This window comes from Snodgrassella sp. ESL0253, from assembly GCF_013344965.1.
GTDB lineage: Bacteria > Pseudomonadota > Gammaproteobacteria > Burkholderiales > Neisseriaceae > Snodgrassella > Snodgrassella alvi_B.
Window position 1 is genome coordinate 12780 of record NZ_JAAEDQ010000006.1, and the last position, 18661, is coordinate 31440.

An 18661-nucleotide genomic window follows, 5' to 3' on the forward strand; every position below is an offset into this window, starting at 1 on the left:
ATATGCAAAATTGTGTGATTATTACTGGCCATAGCCGTGGTTTGGGCCGCGCTCTGACTGAATACTATTTAGCTCAGGAAATCAGGGTTGTTGGCCTGTCGCGGCATGGCTGGGACAATCCGCCAGAACGATTACTGCAATATGCAATTGATTTTGCTGATGCAGAGGCTATGGCAACATTAGTACAATCAGCTAGCTGGCAGAGTAATCTGGAAAACAAGAATGAAGTGATTCTGATTAATAATGCTGGGATGGTAGAACCAAATGCACTGGCCGGCCAGCAGGACTATGATGCAATTATCAAAGCCGTAACGGTAAATATTGCTGCGCCATTGTTGTTAACCAATGCCGTGATTGCGGCTGCCACCAAGGCCGACATTCGTATTGCTCATATCAGTAGCGGCGCTGGCCGCCATGCAATAGCAGGCTGGAGTGTTTATGGTGCTACCAAGGCCGCATTGGATCAGCATGCAGCGGTAGTGGCTGCTGAGAAGCATCCGCACGTGCGTATTGCCAGCATTGCACCTGGGGTGGTTGATACGAATATGCAGCAGAATATTCGTTCTGCCGAGATAGAAAAATTTCCGCTGGTACATAATTTTATTAATTTAAAAGCGAAAAATCAGTTACAGAGTGCTGAAGATACGGCACAACAAATTGCTGCCATGATTGCAGCCGAAGATTATGGCCAGCAGACTCAGCGTGATGTGCGGGAATAAACAGGGGTTTGTTATAATAGCTCCTTTTTTGCTTTGCCTGTTAATTTCATGACGACTGCCGCTTACGAACAACAACTGTCTGATAAACAACTTTATCTGGATAATTTATTTGCAGACTGTGCTTTCCCACCGGTGCAGGTTTTTACTTCGCCTGCATCGCATTACCGGATGCGTGCCGAGTTTCGCATCTGGCATGATGGGGATGAGTGCAGTTATGCCATGTTTACGCCGGGTGAAAAAGCCAGTGCCAGTAATGTACGCAAGTTGCGTAATTTTACTATTGCTCATGAAAATATTAATTCACTGATGCCAAAGCTGTTGGATAGCATACAGGCCAATGAGCTGATAAAAGCACGGCTGTTTCAGGTTGAGTTTTTAACCACACTGGCAGGTGACACGCTGGTAACGCTGATTTATCACAAAAAACTGGACGATAGCTGGGTTCAGGCGGCCAGAATATTGGCAGCCAAACTGGGTATTCAGATTTTGGGACGCAGTCGCGGACAGAAAGTAGTTCTGGAACGGGATTATGTTATTGAGCGGTTAACTGTTAATCATGAGGTGTTTCAGTACAAGCAGCTGGAAGGTGGCTTTACTCAGCCCAATGCAGAAGTATGTCAGTCTATGTTGAGTTGGGCTACGAATGTGGCGCAAGCGATTAATAGCGGAGACTTGCTGGAACTGTATTGTGGCAATGGTAATTTTACTCTGCCTCTGTCCCGCCATTTTCGCCGGGTGCTGGCTACAGAAGTATCAAAAACCTCTGTACAGGCTGCGCACTGGAATATTGAAACTAATCAGATAAATAATATTGCTTTGGCTCGGCTGTCGGCCGAAGAGTTTACTGAAGCTTATACCGGTGTCAGGGCTTTCCAGCGTTTGGCGAGCGAGCAGATTTATCTGGCTGATTATCAGTTCAGCTCGGTTTTTGTGGATCCGCCACGAGCCGGCATTGATCAGGCAACGCTTGAATTATTGCAAAAATTTGACAATATCATTTATGTATCGTGTAATCCTGTCACTTTGCACGAAAATCTGCAAATGCTTCTAACTACGCATGAAGTGAAGCGGGCGGCGATGTTTGACCAGTTTCCCTTTACACCACACATTGAATCGGGTGTGTGGCTGCAAAAGCGTTGATTAATTCAATTATTGATAATATTCGGCTTAATCCAGTGCTCTGAACTTTAAAACGCTCTGATTCTGGCTTGTTTAGCTTTGATACCAATTCTATTTTAACTCTCATCATCAATGATGATTCCGATAAAAAAACTGCCTGACAGCTATCAGGCAGTTTTTTTATTGCATAAAGAAAAAGCAATTAATTCTGTTCTTCAGTTTGAGCTTTCTGACGTAAGCGCAAGCCTAATTCATGCAGTTGTTTTTCATCTACATGATTTGGTGCATCTACCAGCAAGTCCTGTGAACGTTGGGTTTTCGGGAAAGCAATAACGTCACGAATGGAGTCAGCACCAGCCATCAGGGTAACCAGACGGTCCAGACCGAAAGCCAGACCACCATGAGGTGGCGCACCGAATTTCAGGTTGCTTAGGAGAAAACCGAATTTATTCTGTTGTTCTTCTGGCGTAATTTTTAGTGCAGCAAATACTTTTTCCTGAATATCAGCACGATGGATACGGATGGAACCACCACCGATTTCCCAGCCGTTTAATACCATATCATAAGCACGGGCAAGGCATTGTTCGGGTGCACTTACCAGTAAATCTTCATGGCCAGTCTTGGGTGCAGTAAACGGGTGATGCATGGAAGACCAACGTTGTTCTTCCTCATCATATTCAAACATGGGGAAATCAACTACCCATAATGGGCGCCATTCTTCGGTAAAGTAACCATTGGCAGCACCGTGTTCATGGCCAATTTTGACACGCAGGGCACCAATGGCTTCGTTCACAACTTTAGCTTTGTCTGCGCCAAAGAAAATGATATCGCCATTCTGGGCACCGGTTTTTTCAATAATCGACTGCAATGCGCTATCAGACAGGAATTTCACAATCGGAGACTGCAAGCCGCTGTCTTCGCCATTGTTTATCTTGCTGGTGTCGTTAACCTTGATATAAGCCAAACCTTTGGCACCATAGATGCCTACAAACTCGGTATAAGTATCTATTTCCTTGCGGCTCAATCCGGCGCCATTAGGTACACGCAATGCCACAACTCGGCCGTTTTTCATGTCGGCAGCAGCACGGAATACTTTGAATTCTTCCGTTTTCATGACATCAGTGAGCTCGGTAAATTGCAGGTTTACCCGTAAATCCGGTTTGTCTGAACCATACAGGAACATGGCGTCGTGCCAGCTCATGCGTGGGAAAGTGGGTAAATCGACAGACAATGCTTCCTGAAATACCAGTTTAACCATGTTTTCAGTGATATCCATGATTTCGTTCTCGCTAAGGAACGAAGTCTCCAAGTCAATCTGGGTAAATTCAGGTTGACGGTCGGCACGTAAATCTTCATCACGGAAACATTTAACAATCTGGTAGTAACGGTCAAACCCGGCCACCATCAGTAACTGTTTGAATAATTGCGGTGATTGAGGCAACGCAAAAAATTCACCCGGGAATACACGGCTAGGTACCAGATAGTCACGAGCACCTTCCGGAGTAGAGCGGGTAAGCATCGGTGTTTCGATATCAATAAATCCCTGACTGTCCAGATAACGGCGCACAGCCATGGCCACACGATAGCGTAGGCGCAGATTATTCTGCATAACCGGACGGCGTAAATCGATTATCCGGTTGGTGAGGCGAACATTTTCGCTAATGCCCTCGTCATCAATCAGGAAAGGAGGGGTAGCAGCGGTATTGAGTATTTCTATTTCCTTGGCTAACAGTTCAATGCCGCCAGAAATCATTTTGTCGTTTTTGGTGCCATCCGGGCGTGCACGAACACGGCCAGTAATGCTCAGTACATATTCATTACGGGCAGAATCGGCCAGAGTAAATGCCTCTGGTGTATCAGGGTCAATCACAACCTGTACGATGCCTTCGCGGTCACGCAAGTCAATAAATATTACACCACCATGGTCGCGACGGCGATGTACCCAGCCTTTTACGGTGACGGTCTGGTCGAGATATTGCTCGTTAATTAAGCCACAATAGTTGGTTCGCATTTTAATGCCTTTGTTGCAGTGATTACGGTTAATTGTGTCATCAGGAATATCATCCCGGTCAAAGCCCGGTGCTAGTGTGGTTTGGCTGGTTTGTGTAGCGGGAAAATAGCCTGTAATGACTGTTTATGTGGGGGTTCGTCTGGCTGTACCATGCCCAGCGATATAACATATTTCAGTGCATCGTCCACGCTCATATCGATTTCGCGTACATCTTTACTGTTGACCATAATATAGTAGCCGCCGGTAGGATTGGGCGTAGTTGGCACATATACAGAAATGTACTCGTTTGCCGGCGTGTCGCCAGCCTGATGTGGCAGGGCAGATGCAATGTTATCCGGTATATGGCCAGATACAAATCCAATCGTCCAGATGCCTGGCTGCGGAAAAGGTATCAGTACCGGTGTTTTGAACGACTGGCGCGAATCTGACAATAATGATTCAGATACTTTCTTGACGCCCGAATAAATGCTTTTTACGACAGGAATGCGCCCCCAAAATGCATCCCAAGCAGCTAATATTCTGCGCCCGAGCATATTTGCGGCCAGTAAACCAGTAACAAATACAATGATAAGCGCAGCCAGCAAACCTATACCATGGATTTTAAAACCTAAAAATGCCTGTGGTTGCCAGCGTGCCGGTAAAATGTTGACGAGCTGATCTGCCATGCCAATGATATAACTGATTACCCAAATTGTCACAATGATGGGCAGCCATACGAGCACGCCAGTGAGCATGTATTTTTTTAAGGATTTTTTCAGTTTTCCGCTCTCGGCAGGCTGTTGCGCCATGGTGTAGTTAAATCCTTTTAATCTGGTCAGCTTACGATTATCAAACTTTATATTATACCTACATTTGGTTGTTTTCACAGTGGCTATTACTGATGTTAATTAAATTTAATTTTAGGCGGGTAGTTTTGGAAATATAAGCTGTCTCTATCTGGGCAGGCTTGTGATTAATCTGATGCGAGTGAGTAATGGCTCGGGGCAAAAATCAGTTTTATGAATACTTTGCTGTTTATGGTTAAATCTGAATATTGATGTCCGCTGTCTTGTATAAGCTATTATGTGATTTATTTCCATTTAACTGTTTGATTGTTTGATGTAAAGATGATTGCTGTAGCCAGTATTTACCCATATATAAAATAAGCAGATGAAAATCGGTTAATTACTGACTAATGCCTGAGTGGCTTTAAGATTGAACTGATTCAGTCGATAACACATAGAAAAATAATTATAAGTTTTCTGAGGTTAATTTAGAATTATACCGATTAAACCATGAATAAATTACAAAGACATTTTATGTTAATTTATTTGGTATAATGTATGTAGTATAAATATAAAATTAATTATATCTTTTTGGGGAATTGTAGCTGTTTATATGGCGAAAATCCGTTTTGCCTGTGCCTGGTTACCATGGTGGGTTGTGGGTGTCTGTGGGTCTTACTTATTACCTCAGTCTGTAATTTTGCCATGGCTAAGTGCTTTGTTTATTCTGGCTGTATTGATTGTGTGGCCTGGCTGGCAATGGTGTCGTTATGGCTGTGCAATTTGCGCTGGCGTGATATTTGCACTCTGGCGTACCGATATGATATTGCAACAGCAATGGCCATTAACTGATAAAGCACAGTTACAAGATGTTGTGATTAAAGTCACGGATATTCCTCAGCAGAATCAGCAGCGCAGCCGCTTTGTGGCTCAGGTAAGTTTACCCAACGGCCAACAGCAGCAATGGCTACTAACGGATTACACAAAACAGCAATGGCCGCCGGGCAGCAGATGGCTGGTAAGGACAAAAGTACGTGCGATTATCGGCGAAACCAATAAGGTTGGTTTCAATCAGGAAGCCTGGGCGCTGGCCAATCATATTGGTGCGATGGCAACTGTTGTCAAAGGGCAGCGTAAAGCATTACCAGCTACATCTGGCTGGCAGGAATGGCTGGCACGCTGGCGTCTGTGGTGTAGCGCACGCTGGCAGGCACAGGCTCAGACTTACCCGCAGGGTGTAGCCTTGCTCAAAGCGCTTGCTGTCGGTGAGCAGTCTGCATTACCCGTAGCCGCCTGGCAAATATTTCGCCCACTTGGATTGAATCATCTGGTTAGCATTTCCGGCCTGCATGTAGGTATGCTGGCCATGCTGGCTGCATGGTTATGTGGTAAATGTTTACAGTATTTACCCATACGCATTCACCAGCCATGGATATACACCCGCTGCACGGCTGTGCTGACAGCTATTCTTTATAGTGCACTGGCCGGTTTTGCTGTGCCCACTCAGCGCAGTATGCTGATGATTATTATTCTGGCCTTAACTTGGCGACGCGGGTATTTGCGTGCCTTTCAGGTATGGTGGTTAACGATAGCGATTGTGTTGCTGTTTGACCCTTTGGCTGTATTAAGCGTTGGATTCTGGCTGTCTTTTCTGCTGGTTGCTGTGTTGATGTGGGCTGGTGACGGCTATGGCTATGGTGCTAAATGGCGTCAGTTAGTACTGGCGCAATGGGCAGCAGGGCTGGCTTCGGTTGTACTGGTGGCTTTTTGTTTTGGTTCGGTACCGCTAATATCGCCGCTGGTAAATGCACTGGCTATTCCCTGGTTTACGCTGGTACTGGTGCCGTTGGCCTTATTGTCATTGATTGTACCAGTGGATATATTGCGTACTCTTGCCGCCTATCTGAGTGAACAAACCATGTGCCTGCTACACTGGGTAGCTGGCTATGCTCCTGAATATTATCCGGCACATGCTCCTTTGGCGTTGTGGCTGCTGGCGTTTATTGCCGTTTTGCTGTTACTGCTGCCACGCGGCTGGTATTTACGTCCATTATGTCTGTTGATTTTATTTTTATTGCTCAGCTATCGGCCACCGCGTCCAGCTCAGGGTGAAGCGGTTATCAGGGTATGGGATGTTGGGCAGGGTTTGGCTGTAAGTATCAGTACAGCCAAACATGAATTATTGTTTGATACTGGCACTGCCTATGCGGCGCAATCTGCCTTGTTGCCCAATTTACGTGCTGCTGGTATTAAACGGCTGGATACGCTGGTTCTGTCTCATAATGATAGTGACCATGATGGTGGTGCAACGCTGATTAAGCGGCATCTGCAACCACAAAGTATTATTGCCGGACAACCACAAGCATATTCTTTTCCCGTGCAAGCATGTAGAGGCGGTTTGAACTGGCAATGGGATGGGGTATGGTTTGAGTTTCTTAATCAGCCAGTGGCGGCCAAAAGCGGAAAAAATGAATATAGCTGCGTGTTACGTGTTGTGAGTGCCGATAAAGCCATCCTGATTACTGGTGATTTGGGCAAAAAGGGGGAGCGTGCTTTACTGGCTGCATATAACGATAATTTATTCAGCCAGATTTTAATTTTAGGCCATCATGGCAGCCGTCACTCCAGTGATATGAATTTTATCCGTACAGTGGCACCACAATATGCTGTTGCCAGTGCCGGCTTCGCCAATCCATATGGCCACCCGCATGTTCAGGTACAGCAGTTGCTGGTACAGGAGGGTATTACCCTGTTGCGCACAGACCGGATGGGAGGCATGCAAACTACTTTATCGGCACGTCCGGTGCGCTGGCAGCTATTACACAGTTATCGGCCTTACTGGCAGCGCAAGCCGGTAGTAGAGATAATGCCAAAATAGCTTCTGAACGGCATAATATACTGGCGTATAATGATAAATGTGCGTTAACTGGCTGGATAGAAGGAATTAATATGCATTGGCGTAGAATTTTCACTTTGGGCTTGATGGGCTTAGTGCTGGCTGCTTGTGCTACACCGGAACAAAAAGCTGCCCGGGCGGCAGCGGAAAAAGCTGCTGAACAGAAGCTGAAGCTGGATTTGGCAGCACAATGTGATGCACGTACTGCCGAATTGATGCAGGCACAAATGCAAAATCCGGCATTTTTTTCTGACCCTGCTAATGCGAAAATAGCGGAAGAATATCGGCAAAAGGTTAATCTGCCGATTTTTCAGAGTTGTTACAGACTGGCTTGGGACAATTATGTGAGTAAGATAAGGTTACAACAGGCGCGGGACTGGGCAATGCAGCGCAGATGGGATGATGACATGAACTGGATGATGTTCAGGCCACGCTGGTGTCGCAGCACCCACAATGGGCGTTCATATGTATACCGCTGCTGATAGCGAAATAAAACAGGCAGGTAACACCTGCCTGTTTGTTTAATTGTGCTTGCTACTGGGTCAGTACATCGACACCTTTAGGTGGTGTAAATTTAAACTGACTGCGGTTAAATTGCGGATGGGTATTGATTTTGCTGAATGTGATGGTGGTTTGATTCCCAAAACTGTCTTTTAGCTGCATGTTGGCCAGATTGTCGCCACGAAAACCGATACGAATATTCTGATAACCGGTATTACTGCGTTTCGGTATGGCGCGTACATAATCGACACCATCGCTGCTGCCATCATCTGACAGGGAATAATTGGCATTCAGTGCTGATTTATTGGAAAGAATGGCTGCTGGCGAATCACCAATTGTCTGGTTCTGCTCTTGTTTGGTTACCTGAGCCAAATCCTGATCATATAACCAGACAGTTTTACCGTCGCCGACAATTGTCTGTTTATAAGGCTGCGTGTATTCCCAGCGAAAGAGCCCCGGGCGTTGAATGGCAAATGTCCCGGATGTTGTTTGCGTGCGTTTTTTGCTGTGAACTGTCTGGGTGAACTGGCCAGAAATACCATCTGTATCTGAATTAAATTTTTGCAGGGTGTCTAAACCACCTGCACTAACCAGTACACTGCTGATAGCCATAATGCCACTAAGCACAGCTTTACTCAAAATTCGCATTAATCACTCCTTTGCTAAACTATTAATGAATATTTTAGCTGTTCGCGGCTAAAGTTGAAACAGAAATTGCCTGTTTGGCTATTTCTGCACAATAGTGCTGCAAACAGGCAAAACCATTTTGGTAAATCAAGTGGCCATTTTAAATGACATCTTATGCATTTCAGGCAAGTAACCGGTTGCCTGAGTGGGCAAAATAAAATTACAAATTAATAATGTTAATTATTGGTTTGTATAATAGATTACTTTTTGAGTATATTTAAAGATTAAGGCAATGGTGCCATATAAGTAAAGTAATCATGCAATAGGATTCTAATGGAAAAAAATCGTAATCCTATCAACTTTTCCATCAGCATGGATTGATCAATTTACTGCTTGGCTGCCTGCTCAAAACGGGCAAAGTTCTGTTTTGCCTGTTGAAGTTTTGCCTTATTCTCATTCAGTTTATTTTGCAGGTCAGTAACTTTGTCACTGTCGCCTTTAGCCTGAGCTTTGTCCAGCTTGCGCTGGGTTTCATTAATTTTATTGATTAATTTATCGATTTTCTGGGTATATTTCTGCCGCAAATCTTCGTTGCTACAGTTCTGGGCAATATCGGCTTTCTGGATATTTAGACGATTAATTTGTTTCTGATTATTATTGGCATGAGCATATTGTAATTGCTTCTCAATCTGTTGCTGCTTTTCTTTACAGGTTTGCCAATTGTCATCTGCCATGGCCGGAAATGTGGCTGACAAGGCCAGTGCAAGTAGGGTACCTTTAAGCGTGCGTGAATAATTCATATATTTATCCTTTTCATGTTAAAGATTTTATATTGTAAAACTATTAGGTGATTTCCACTATATGCAAGGTAAAATCTATCTAAATGATGGTTTATTTTGCTCGTGCAGGCCATGTATACTGAACTGTAATTTACTTTATGCCTGTTTTTGAAAATGTCTATTGCTGCCTTGCTGGAATCTGCCTTATTAAGTTGTCTGCCAGATGAAAAATGTGCCCTGAGCAATGAGGCACAACAGTTATGTTTACAAACACCAGCCAATGCATTGCAACGGGATGAAACTGCTGTAATTAAAGATTTTCGTTTTGCTGGCCATCCGGTGCGGCCAACGCTGGTGCCGCCAGCCAAAGTCAAAAGCCGCAAGTTTACGACAGCGGAGGGTTATGCAGCCTTATTGCATGCAGTTTGTCACATTGAGTTTAATGCAATCAATCTGGCGCTTGATGCTGCCTATCGTTTTCGGCTGTTACCAGAAGAATTTACTCGCGATTGGGTGCGGATTGCCGCCGAAGAAGCACATCATTTCCAGCTTATGCGGCAGCGTTTACAGGCCTCAGGCTACGATTATGGTGATTTTTCCGCGCATAATCATTTGTGGGATATGGCTTATAAAACCGCATTTGATCCACTGTTACGCATGGCTCTGGTGCCCAGAGTACTGGAAGCGCGTGGGCTGGATGTTACCCCGGGAATGCGTACTAAAATAGCGCAAAAGGGGGATGATGCCACTTGTGCTGTGTTGGATATTATCTATCGCGATGAGGTGGGGCATGTGCAGGTGGGGAATTACTGGTATCAGTATCTATGCAGACTGCGCGGTTTGGAACCATTGGCTTTATTCCGGCGCTTACTCAGCCGCTATGATTTATTTATTTTTCGTGGCTATGTGAATATTGATGCACGTGAACAGGCCGGTTTTTCGCGCTTTGAACTGGAAATGCTGGAAAATTTTGAGCAAAACCGCCAGTCTAATGTACATAACTGGCGGCAGGCTCTGCAAAATTAAAAGCAAACGCATAAACCAGACACATAAGTTGATTGGGCTATGCGTTTGTTTGCCCGCTTATTTCATGGCAGCACTTAAAGCATTGACATTATAACGGAACATATCAATATAAGTTGCAGCGGGTGCGCCTTTACTCAGTGCATCAGAATACAGGTGGCCGCTAATTCTGGTTTGGGTTTCACTGGCAATCCGCTGTACCATTTTTGGATTTTTAATATTTTCAATAAAAATGGCTTTAATATGGTCACGGCGAATCTGATTGATGATTGCTGCTACCTGTCGCGCAGACGGTTCTGCTTCTGTGCTTACACCTTGCGGAGCGATGAATTGAATCTGGTAGCGCTTGGCCATATAGGCAAAAGCATCGTGTCCGGTCAGTATTTTACGTTTTTCTGGCGGTACGGCATTAAACATTTTGCTGGCCCAGGTGTTTAATTCTGCAAGTTGTTGCTGGTAGGCGGTCAGCCGCTGCTGATAGTAGGCTTTACCTTGCGGGTCTACACTAATCAGGGCATTGGCGATATTACGCGCATACGTTTGCATTAAAACGGGGTCATTCCAGACATGCGGGTCGGTGTGCTGGTGATGATCGTGTCCATCATCAGCCATCATCAGTGGCTGAATACCCTGAGTAACGACAAACAGGGGAACACGGCTTTGCTGGGCAGCACGTTGTAAAGACAAAGGTTCCAGTCCCAAACCATTCAGCAAAATCAGTTTGGCCGTACGCATTTGACGCAAATCCCTGCTTACCAACTGATACATGTGTGCATCCTGATCGGCACCAATCAGGCTGTGTACCTGAACACGTTCGCCACCAATTTGCTGAGTAACATCACCCAGAATACTGAAGCTAGTAATAACAGGTATAGGTGCGGCATAAATCATGCGGGCAAAGCCCGTCAGACATAAGGTTAACAGGCAGATAAAAAAGCCACGTTTCATTAGCACATCTCCTAAAATGGGTTTATGAATCAGTAATCTGTTTTTTCAGGCAACATGATGGCGTTGGCGTCTGTATAAACGCCATAATATACCGCTCTCACTGCCAATAAATAACGACAAAATATAGACAAAGCCACAGCACAGAATAATGGCGGGGCCAGAAGGTAAATCAATATAGTAAGACAATAACAAGCCTACATAGCCGCACACCACTGCAATAGCAGCAGCGATGGTCATGATGCCGCCCATGGTTTTATGCCATAAACGCGCACTGATAGCGGGTAACATCATTAAACCTACGGACATCAGTGTGCCTAAAGCCTGAAAACCAGATACCAGATTCAATACGACAAGTACCAGGAATATAATATGCCACAGTGTACCCTTACCATTTACAGAGCGTAAAAACAAAGGGTCGATACTTTCAAGCATCAGTGGTCTATAGATAACGGCCAGTACCAGCATGGTTATACTGCTGACAACTGCGACTAATGTTAGTGCCGCACGGTCTACTGAAAGTATGGATCCAAACAATAAATTAAGTAAATCTACGCTATTACCACCTCTACTCACCAAGACCACCCCAATCGCCAGACAGGTGAGAAAAAAAGCGGCAAAACTGGCATCCTCGCGCACATTGGCAAAGCGGCTGGCCAGCCCCGCCAGCAAAGCCATCAGCAGGCCGGCTATAAAGCCGCCTATGCTCATTGCAGGCAGGCTCAAACCTGCGAGCATATAGCCTACCGCGGCGCCCGGTAAAATGGCATGTCCCAGTGCATCACCCACCAGACTCATGCGACGCATCATCAGAAAAACACCTACGGGTGCGGTTCCCAGTGCCAGAAATACAATCGAACACAGGGCAAAACGCATGAAATCGTAATCAGCAAAAGGCTCTAGAAGAAAATGGGCAATATTCATTGATTTACCTGTCACACCACTGGTTTTGTTCATATTGCTGCATGGCTTCTTTAGCCTGTTGCAGATATTGATCCGTTAATACGCTGTCAGTTTTCCCTGCGGCAATTTTTTCACGTGCAATCAGCAGGGTATTAGGAAAATAGGCTTGCACCTGTTCGTAATCATGCAAAACGGTAATTACGGTACACTGGTGTTGTTGCTGGTGTGCCTTGAGAATATCCAGCAAAGCAAAAGTAGTGGCGGCGTCTACGGCATTAAATGGCTCATCCAGCAACAATACTTTGGCATTCTGAATCAGCATGCGCGCCAGTAATACACGCTGAAACTGACCATTGGATAACTGGGCAATGCTGCGTTCCTTATATTGCAGCATGCCTACCTGATTTAATACATCAAGAATACGTTGATGCATGCTTGCGGAGACAGCGGAAAAAAAACCGATTTCATACCACAAACCCATCGCTACGAGCTCAAATACACTCATTGGCTGGCTGCGATCAATGTCGGATTGTTGCGGCAGATAGGCAATATCAGATCGTTGCAATTGCGGCCAGCGAATCTGGCCGCTATCAAGGCGAACAAGATGCATGATGGCTTTCAGCAGTGTCGATTTACCCGCACCATTAGGGCCGAATATTGCCCACATTTCATTAGAATTAAAATCGATACTGATATGGTGGATAGCTGGCCGGTGTCGATAGCTAACGGTAACATTGTCAACCTGAATACTCATGATGCGCACACAGCCCAAGCATACATCAACCACAGCAATCCCAGAATCACGCTCACCCAGGATAAGCGTTTACCCACTCCACACAGCAAAAGAGAAAACATATTATGCCTTTACCGATTCAGCCAGATAATAAATGTTACTATATAACATTACAGTAATGATACCCTATAACATTAGAGCTGTGCAAAATGTTATTATGCTTAAATCGATAACGGGAAAGACTGATGGTGCGTTAGTGATCTAATGGGCAGGCGGTTAGGGTGGAGCGCCTGTTGCAGCCGAACCGACAATGGCGATGGCAGGCCAAGCATAGTGGCGGCTATGGCTTCTGCACATAGGGGGGCAGTTACCAGCCCGCGGCTGCCATGAGCTGTATTGATAAATATACCCGGCTGCCATGGACAGGGTTGAGTAAGCGGGTAGTTTTTGTCCAGACGTAATTGGGCATACTGTGTCAGCATGGCAGAAGTATCACCAACAGGCCCTACCACCGGTAAATGGTCGAAAGCATCACAGCGTATTGCTGCATGTCCCTGGGGGCTGGTATTTGCACATAAATCTGCGGCCAGATGTGGCAGCCATTGACGTAATTGTTGCCAGTTAAGATTTTCATCCTCGGCAGACAAATTATCATCAGTTTGGTTAGGATGGAATGTAGCGCCAAAGCAAAGTTTATCTTGCCATGCTGGTGTGATATAGCTATTGCCACTCAGTGCACACTTTAGATGGGTTGCTTCTGAACGCATGCTGGCAGTGGTTGTCTGCCCGCGTATCTTGTGCAGTGGCCAGCCAGCAACTGGATACAGGGAATTACTCTCGGCACCGGCACAAATCACAATATGAGATGCATCAAGATAAAACGATTTTTGCTGGTTCTGACAGGCGATCTGCCATAAGTCATTCTGGCGGGAAATCGTATTTACTTTAGTAGTCGTTAACACCTGTATGAGCGGATGCCTGAGTAAAACCTGAATCAAGCTAAATGGGTTAATCGCAGCACCATACGGCCACCATAGGCCACTATATGGCACATCTATACCAGCAATCTGGCCTGCCTCTGCTTTTGTAACAGTCTGAAAGAGTGCGCTCTGAGGATTTTGCTGTGCCAGCAAAGTGTTACGCTTCTCTTCGGTGGCGTTGTAATCCAGATGAATAACACCACAATCCAGCCAGCCTTGTCCGGCAGGCAGGCAATTCTTGAGGAGCGCATGGCTGTAGCCATAACTAGCCAGTAACAATTCTGTTTGCACAGTTGCATGCGCTGAAATTTTTGCATACAACAGGCCAAGATGATTGCCTGATGCTGCACTGGCAATTGCATGCTGCTCAATTACTGTTACCGCTATACCACGTTTTGCCAGCGCAAAAGCGGTGGCTGCTCCGGCGATACCCGCACCAATAACCACTACAGATTTAATCGGTAGTGGTGCCGGCAAGGTAAGCCAGGGCTTGTAAATGAATTTGGAATATAGCGGTGTAGGGCAGGCCATACCGGGATTAAACTGCACCCATTGCTCGTATACCTGTGGCTGAATAAGCGTAAATTTACCAGCATCACGAAAGGGATAGCTGAAAACGGGTTGCTGCTGCCAGAATATTTTTGCTTCAAGCCATTGCTGCACAATAGTCTGGCCGGCTGATGATTTTGCAAGCAAAGATTCTGGCCACTTTTCGGCAACAATCACTAGCTCTACTTGCTCATCATTGCTTAGCTGCTGGGCTAACTCATCTGGCTGTGGCCATCCATGAAAAACGTAAATACTCATGGCTGGTGTGCTGGTTCATGATTTTCAGATGATGCACTGCTTCCCTGATTCAGCCATAACCATTGCTGCTGTAATGTTTGCCGTAGACTGTCCTGCTTTTGCTGCGATGTATGTAAGCCAGCAGTCAAGCGTTGATAGTCAATGGTGAAGGCTGGTCGGGTAAATGAGCCATTGATACGTAATGGCAACAGATTTTGCTGTTTCGCCCGTCGGGTAGCAATCAGTACGTTGTAATCCATCTGCTGTTGCAGCCACTTAACACTGCCTGTACCTTTAATATCAAAATTATCGGCATGCAATTCGATACGACTGTTTTTGGTATATCCATTATTTAATGGAATAGCCAGCCGGATAAAGCGAAACGGCGTCTGACTGGTTTCGTTATAGGCCACTGTAGTCTGGTTATCGCTGTTTTGCAGAATATTATTGATATCAATACCATTCCAGACACCCTGATTAATCTGGATGTGTGCCTGCCCGCTTAGGCTGGACAACCATTGCTGGCGGCTAATGCCAGCACCATAGAAATCAATATCTGCATCGCCCTTGCCATCCAGATTATGCAAACCAAATGTATCCTGTAGGAAAGATTTCATTTGCACACGATTTGCGTGTTGCTGCACTTTCCAGGTTAATGGATTGGTATTACTTACCTGCAACATACCATTACTGCTACCACCATATATTTGCAGACTGATTGGGTTTAGCGTGAAAGTACGTGCATCTAAGGCTAGTTGGGTTTTAAACTGATTCAGTTGCACTGTAGGTGTGAGGATGGAGTCGATAGCCAGTTGTGTATTAACTGAATTGTTTCTGAACCAGCGAAGCCAAAGTTGTTGCCAGTCGGCTGAAAGCAGATCTGTAGTCGTTTCTAAGTAAGGGCGTAAATTCAACTGCACAAGGTGAATATTGCCGCTTATTTTCCCTAAATGCCGGTCTGTCTGATAATCCAGTGCAATGTTTATAGGCTGATTATCAAACTGACCTTGCAGGTTGAGTTGGCCATTACCGGCATCATCACCCTGTACGGTACCTGATAAATCACTGATAAAACGTGAATTGGGCAGGGCATCTACTGTATCCTGATGGCTGTTAATCGAAAAATTATCAATTTTCCAGTGACGCATATCCAGCCAGGATAACTGCCCCCTGAGGGTCAGCGCGGTCTGATATAAATGACTTTGCCAGCCACTATCGATTTGAAACTGGGGTAGAGACCAATGATTCTGCAACCAGCTGGTATTGCTGGCAGATAATGTTGCATTAATCTCATTGTCGCCAATCTGTGCAGTGGCTACACCATTTAACTGCGGTAAAAACAGTTTGGCCCAGCCTACCTGCCAGTTTTGGCCGTTACCAGTAACATGTAACTTATTACGTTGGCTGTGCCACTGCCATTGCACGGCCGATGTCTGGAATAACTGCTGTTGCGGCAGCCAGCGAGCATCAAAATGCCACTGGCCATTACTGTCACCTAAAGTGGGCAAGCTGGTTTTTACGTCGAGTTTAACATCCTGCCACTGCATGACTGCATCAGGATGGAATACAGCGCTAAGCTGGCATTGTGTGGTTTGCATACCTTCACCACTTAACACCCCGTTTAGCTGAAGCACGCTGGTGCTGCCAAGATTTTGCCACCTTAAATTGAACTGATTAATCTGTTGCAGATTAATCCCATCATGAATGCGAAAACTGGCATTATCCAGAATCAGACGATTAATCTGAAGCTTCTTACCTTTATGCGACTTTTGCCATAAATCAACCAGATTCCAATGCTCCTGACTATTTCGAATCAGATTAATATCTGTATCCATTAGCTGCAACTTTTCAATAGTCAGACGGCCAAACAGACTCTGCCAGCCCAGACCGATTTTCATATTACCAATATTGATATCATCTGTTTTGGTGGCTTTATTTTGAATGTGTACCTGATGCAAGGTTACAGTTGGGCGTGGAAATATTGAACGGCTGATATCCGGGTCAAAAACAACCTGACGGCCGCTCTCAGCCACGAGTGCATTAGCGCGTTTATTAATTTCTTCTGCATTAAACAAATAATGTAGCACAGCCATATCGATGGCCAAGAGCAAAAAGATGCCCAGACAGCTAAATACCATCAATTTCAGCCAGAATTTGCCTGAATGCAATAAGGAAATCATAAATAGTTAAAATTAAATTATTTTCAAAAAGCAGTAATCTGCCTGCTATGAGACTATATATTTGAGAAATATCTATTACTGACAGCAAATATAATCGACACTGAAAACACAGCACTGATTATACAAATAGTTACATAGAATTACCTGAGTAAATTCAGGTTTGGAATTTAAGTTAGCCAGTTCAGTTATCCAGCTGGCAGGCTAACTTAATGATGCATATGCGAGTGTTCTGGCATAGCCGCATCTGTCTTAGTGGCCGGTGCGACACTAACTGGCACATTAAGGGTAATCGGTTTGGCATGGCGAAAGGTCAGGCGCACAGGAATGGTAGTCCCTTTTATCAGTGGTTTTTTCAAACCCATCAACATAATATGCATTTTACCCGGCTGTAGCTGGGTTACCTGTCCGGCAGGCAAGGGCAATCCATGTGCTAGCGGGCGCATCTTCATCACACCGTTTACCTCAATAGTTTCATGTACTTCACTGGACATTGCTACCGGTGTGGATGCACTCAGCAATACATCATCTTTACCAGAATGATTGTCCAAATCCATAAATACACCGCTGGAAGACATACCGGGTACGCTGAATCGTGCCCATGCATTATTGGCTACAATACCTTGTGCTAATACCAGACCTGCATATGAAGCTAACAAAGTGGTAAACAGAACTTTTTTCATGACTATTACCCCTATCAAAGACAGATATAAAATCTGGTGGTAGCGGTTTAACCGCATAAACCACCACAAAATATATTATATTGCTAAATGAGGTGCAATAATTTGCAATAACTGTGCCAGAATTTTCGGATTAGCAGCCACAATGTCACCACTATCCAGCCAAGTCTGCTCGCCCTGCATGTCGGTAACAATACCGCCAGCTTCCTGCACAATCAAAGCACCACCTGCAATATCCCACGGTTTCAGATTAAACTCAAAATATCCATCTACACGGCCACAGGCTACATTACATAAATCCAGTGCCGCAGACCCTTCACGGCGGCCACCGGCTGTTTTCGCCAATACATCTTTTAAAATGGCCAGATAAGTATCCATCATGCTCTGGTCAACAACTGGAAAACCCGTTGCAATCAGGCTGCGCAACAAATCAATGCGGTTGCTCACCCGAATGCGTTTATCATTCAGTAATGCACCTTGACCGCGGCTGGCCACATACAAATCATTTTGCTCCGGTGCATAAACCAGCGCTTCAGTTAAAGTTCCTTTATGCAGCAATGCCATTGAAATGGCATACTGTTTATGGCCATGCAAATAATTGGTGGTTCCATCCAGTGGATCAATAATCCACTGATATTCAGCATTGTCGTTACCCAGATAGCCAGCTTCCTCACTCAAAATGGCATGGTGCGGGTACACTTCCTGAAGAGTGTTAACAATAATACGTTCTGCCTCACGATCAACATCTGAAACAAAATCATTAGCAGCTTTATTATCAATTTTTATAGTATTTAAATTGCTGCTGGCACGATGCATCATTTGGCCGGCCTTGCGTGCTGCTTTCCAGGCAGTAGTTAAAATAGGATTCATGCTAATTCTCGTGATAGGGCTGATAAAAGCTTAAAACAGATACAAAATGATGTATGTTAAAGAACAAATGCCGCATCTCAAAAACATTGCGGCAATTAAACAGAATAGATAGAAGGCAATTATACGGCAAAAAATGCTTTTTCCCAAA

Annotated in this window: 16 protein-coding genes; 5 read left to right on the top strand and 11 right to left on the bottom strand. The window is 45.0% G+C overall.

Features of this window, described 5'->3' with window-relative positions; genetic code table 11:
* Positions 1–2: 2 nt before the first annotated feature.
* Together GYX26_RS06260 and trmA are read left to right on the top strand one after the other, a co-directional pair.
* Positions 3–719 carry an SDR family NAD(P)-dependent oxidoreductase gene (locus tag GYX26_RS06260; RefSeq protein ID WP_174828559.1) on the top strand — a complete coding sequence of 239 codons (717 nt, stop codon included), beginning with the start codon at positions 3–5 and terminating at the stop codon, positions 717–719.
* Positions 720–767: 48 nt separating this feature from the next.
* Positions 768–1859 (top strand): tRNA (uridine(54)-C5)-methyltransferase TrmA, encoded by a 1092-nt coding sequence (gene trmA / locus GYX26_RS06265; protein ID WP_174828560.1) that lies wholly within the window; start codon positions 768–770, stop codon positions 1857–1859.
* 181 nt (positions 1860–2040) lie between these two features.
* On the opposite strand, the gene aspS is transcribed toward trmA, so the two are convergent.
* Together aspS and GYX26_RS06275 are read right to left on the bottom strand one after the other, a co-directional pair.
* Entirely contained in the window at positions 2041–3849 is a 1809-nt protein-coding gene (aspS, locus tag GYX26_RS06270; RefSeq protein WP_174828561.1) for an aspartate--tRNA ligase, read from the bottom strand.
* A 71-nt stretch (positions 3850–3920) separates the two neighbouring features.
* Positions 3921–4637, bottom strand: coding sequence for a DUF502 domain-containing protein (locus tag GYX26_RS06275; protein ID WP_174828562.1), 717 nt, complete (start codon positions 4635–4637; stop codon positions 3921–3923).
* Between the two features lie 589 nt (positions 4638–5226).
* Between GYX26_RS06275 and GYX26_RS06280 the strand changes: the two genes are divergently transcribed.
* Both GYX26_RS06280 and GYX26_RS06285 read left to right on the top strand, forming a co-directional pair.
* Positions 5227–7491, top strand: a complete 2265-nt coding sequence (locus tag GYX26_RS06280; RefSeq protein ID WP_174828563.1) for a DNA internalization-related competence protein ComEC/Rec2 — start codon at positions 5227–5229, stop codon at positions 7489–7491.
* 71 nt (positions 7492–7562) lie between these two features.
* On the top strand, positions 7563–7991 hold the full coding sequence (locus GYX26_RS06285) for a hypothetical protein (RefSeq protein ID WP_174828564.1): 429 nt from the start codon (positions 7563–7565) through the stop codon (positions 7989–7991).
* A 52-nt stretch (positions 7992–8043) separates the two neighbouring features.
* On the opposite strand, the gene lolA is transcribed toward GYX26_RS06285, so the two are convergent.
* Complete coding sequence (gene lolA, locus GYX26_RS06290) at positions 8044–8658, bottom strand: outer membrane lipoprotein chaperone LolA (protein WP_100089519.1); 615 nt, start codon at positions 8656–8658, stop codon at positions 8044–8046.
* Between the two features lie 365 nt (positions 8659–9023).
* Positions 9024–9437, bottom strand: a complete 414-nt coding sequence (locus tag GYX26_RS06295; RefSeq protein WP_174828565.1) for a DUF1090 domain-containing protein — start codon at positions 9435–9437, stop codon at positions 9024–9026.
* Between the two features lie 147 nt (positions 9438–9584).
* Here GYX26_RS06295 and GYX26_RS06300 point away from each other — a divergent pair, with 147 nt between their 5' ends.
* The gene (locus GYX26_RS06300; protein WP_174828566.1) at positions 9585–10442 is read left to right on the top strand and encodes a ferritin-like domain-containing protein; all 858 of its coding nucleotides are present in this window, start codon (positions 9585–9587) and stop codon (positions 10440–10442) included.
* 57 nt (positions 10443–10499) lie between these two features.
* Here the strand turns inward: GYX26_RS06300 and GYX26_RS06305 are convergent, their stop codons facing one another.
* The 7 genes from GYX26_RS06305 to GYX26_RS06335 all read right to left on the bottom strand — a co-directional run bounded on the left by GYX26_RS06305 (position 10500) and on the right by GYX26_RS06335 (position 18513).
* Positions 10500–11387, bottom strand: a complete 888-nt coding sequence (locus GYX26_RS06305) for a metal ABC transporter substrate-binding protein (RefSeq protein WP_370520855.1) — start codon at positions 11385–11387, stop codon at positions 10500–10502.
* Between the two features lie 45 nt (positions 11388–11432).
* Complete coding sequence (locus GYX26_RS06310; protein WP_174828637.1) at positions 11433–12308, bottom strand: metal ABC transporter permease; 876 nt, start codon at positions 12306–12308, stop codon at positions 11433–11435.
* A 4-nt stretch (positions 12309–12312) separates the two neighbouring features.
* On the bottom strand, positions 12313–13041 hold the full coding sequence (locus GYX26_RS06315; protein WP_174828638.1) for a metal ABC transporter ATP-binding protein: 729 nt from the start codon (positions 13039–13041) through the stop codon (positions 12313–12315).
* 200 nt (positions 13042–13241) lie between these two features.
* Positions 13242–14807 (bottom strand): FAD-dependent 5-carboxymethylaminomethyl-2-thiouridine(34) oxidoreductase MnmC, encoded by a 1566-nt coding sequence (mnmC, locus tag GYX26_RS06320; protein ID WP_174828567.1) that lies wholly within the window; start codon positions 14805–14807, stop codon positions 13242–13244.
* The gene (locus tag GYX26_RS06325) at positions 14804–16966 is read right to left on the bottom strand and encodes an AsmA family protein (protein ID WP_370520856.1); all 2163 of its coding nucleotides are present in this window, start codon (positions 16964–16966) and stop codon (positions 14804–14806) included. The genes mnmC and GYX26_RS06325 overlap by 4 nt, the downstream gene beginning before the upstream one ends.
* A 206-nt stretch (positions 16967–17172) precedes the next feature.
* Positions 17173–17646, bottom strand: coding sequence for a copper chaperone PCu(A)C (locus GYX26_RS06330; RefSeq protein ID WP_174828569.1), 474 nt, complete (start codon positions 17644–17646; stop codon positions 17173–17175).
* Positions 17647–17721: 75 nt separating this feature from the next.
* Positions 17722–18513 carry an inositol monophosphatase family protein gene (locus GYX26_RS06335; protein ID WP_100137241.1) on the bottom strand — a complete coding sequence of 264 codons (792 nt, stop codon included), beginning with the start codon at positions 18511–18513 and terminating at the stop codon, positions 17722–17724.
* Between the last annotated feature and the right edge of the window lie 148 nt (positions 18514–18661).

Coding starts and splice junctions, on each gene's coding strand:
- GYX26_RS06260 (WP_174828559.1), top strand. CDS start 3: ATGCAAAATTGTGTGATTATTACTGGCCATAGCCGTGGTTTGGGCCGC.
- trmA (WP_174828560.1), top strand. CDS start 768: ATGACGACTGCCGCTTACGAACAACAACTGTCTGATAAACAACTTTAT.
- aspS (WP_174828561.1), bottom strand. CDS start 3,849: ATGCGAACCAACTATTGTGGCTTAATTAACGAGCAATATCTCGACCAG.
- GYX26_RS06275 (WP_174828562.1), bottom strand. CDS start 4,637: ATGGCGCAACAGCCTGCCGAGAGCGGAAAACTGAAAAAATCCTTAAAA.
- GYX26_RS06280 (WP_174828563.1), top strand. CDS start 5,227: ATGGCGAAAATCCGTTTTGCCTGTGCCTGGTTACCATGGTGGGTTGTG.
- GYX26_RS06285 (WP_174828564.1), top strand. CDS start 7,563: ATGCATTGGCGTAGAATTTTCACTTTGGGCTTGATGGGCTTAGTGCTG.
- lolA (WP_100089519.1), bottom strand. CDS start 8,658: ATGCGAATTTTGAGTAAAGCTGTGCTTAGTGGCATTATGGCTATCAGC.
- GYX26_RS06295 (WP_174828565.1), bottom strand. CDS start 9,437: ATGAATTATTCACGCACGCTTAAAGGTACCCTACTTGCACTGGCCTTG.
- GYX26_RS06305 (WP_370520855.1), bottom strand. CDS start 11,387: ATGAAACGTGGCTTTTTTATCTGCCTGTTAACCTTATGTCTGACGGGC.
- GYX26_RS06310 (WP_174828637.1), bottom strand. CDS start 12,308: ATGAATATTGCCCATTTTCTTCTAGAGCCTTTTGCTGATTACGATTTC.
- GYX26_RS06315 (WP_174828638.1), bottom strand. CDS start 13,041: ATGAGTATTCAGGTTGACAATGTTACCGTTAGCTATCGACACCGGCCA.
- mnmC (WP_174828567.1), bottom strand. CDS start 14,807: ATGAGTATTTACGTTTTTCATGGATGGCCACAGCCAGATGAGTTAGCC.
- GYX26_RS06325 (WP_370520856.1), bottom strand. CDS start 16,966: ATGATTTCCTTATTGCATTCAGGCAAATTCTGGCTGAAATTGATGGTA.
- GYX26_RS06330 (WP_174828569.1), bottom strand. CDS start 17,646: ATGAAAAAAGTTCTGTTTACCACTTTGTTAGCTTCATATGCAGGTCTG.
- GYX26_RS06335 (WP_100137241.1), bottom strand. CDS start 18,513: ATGAATCCTATTTTAACTACTGCCTGGAAAGCAGCACGCAAGGCCGGC.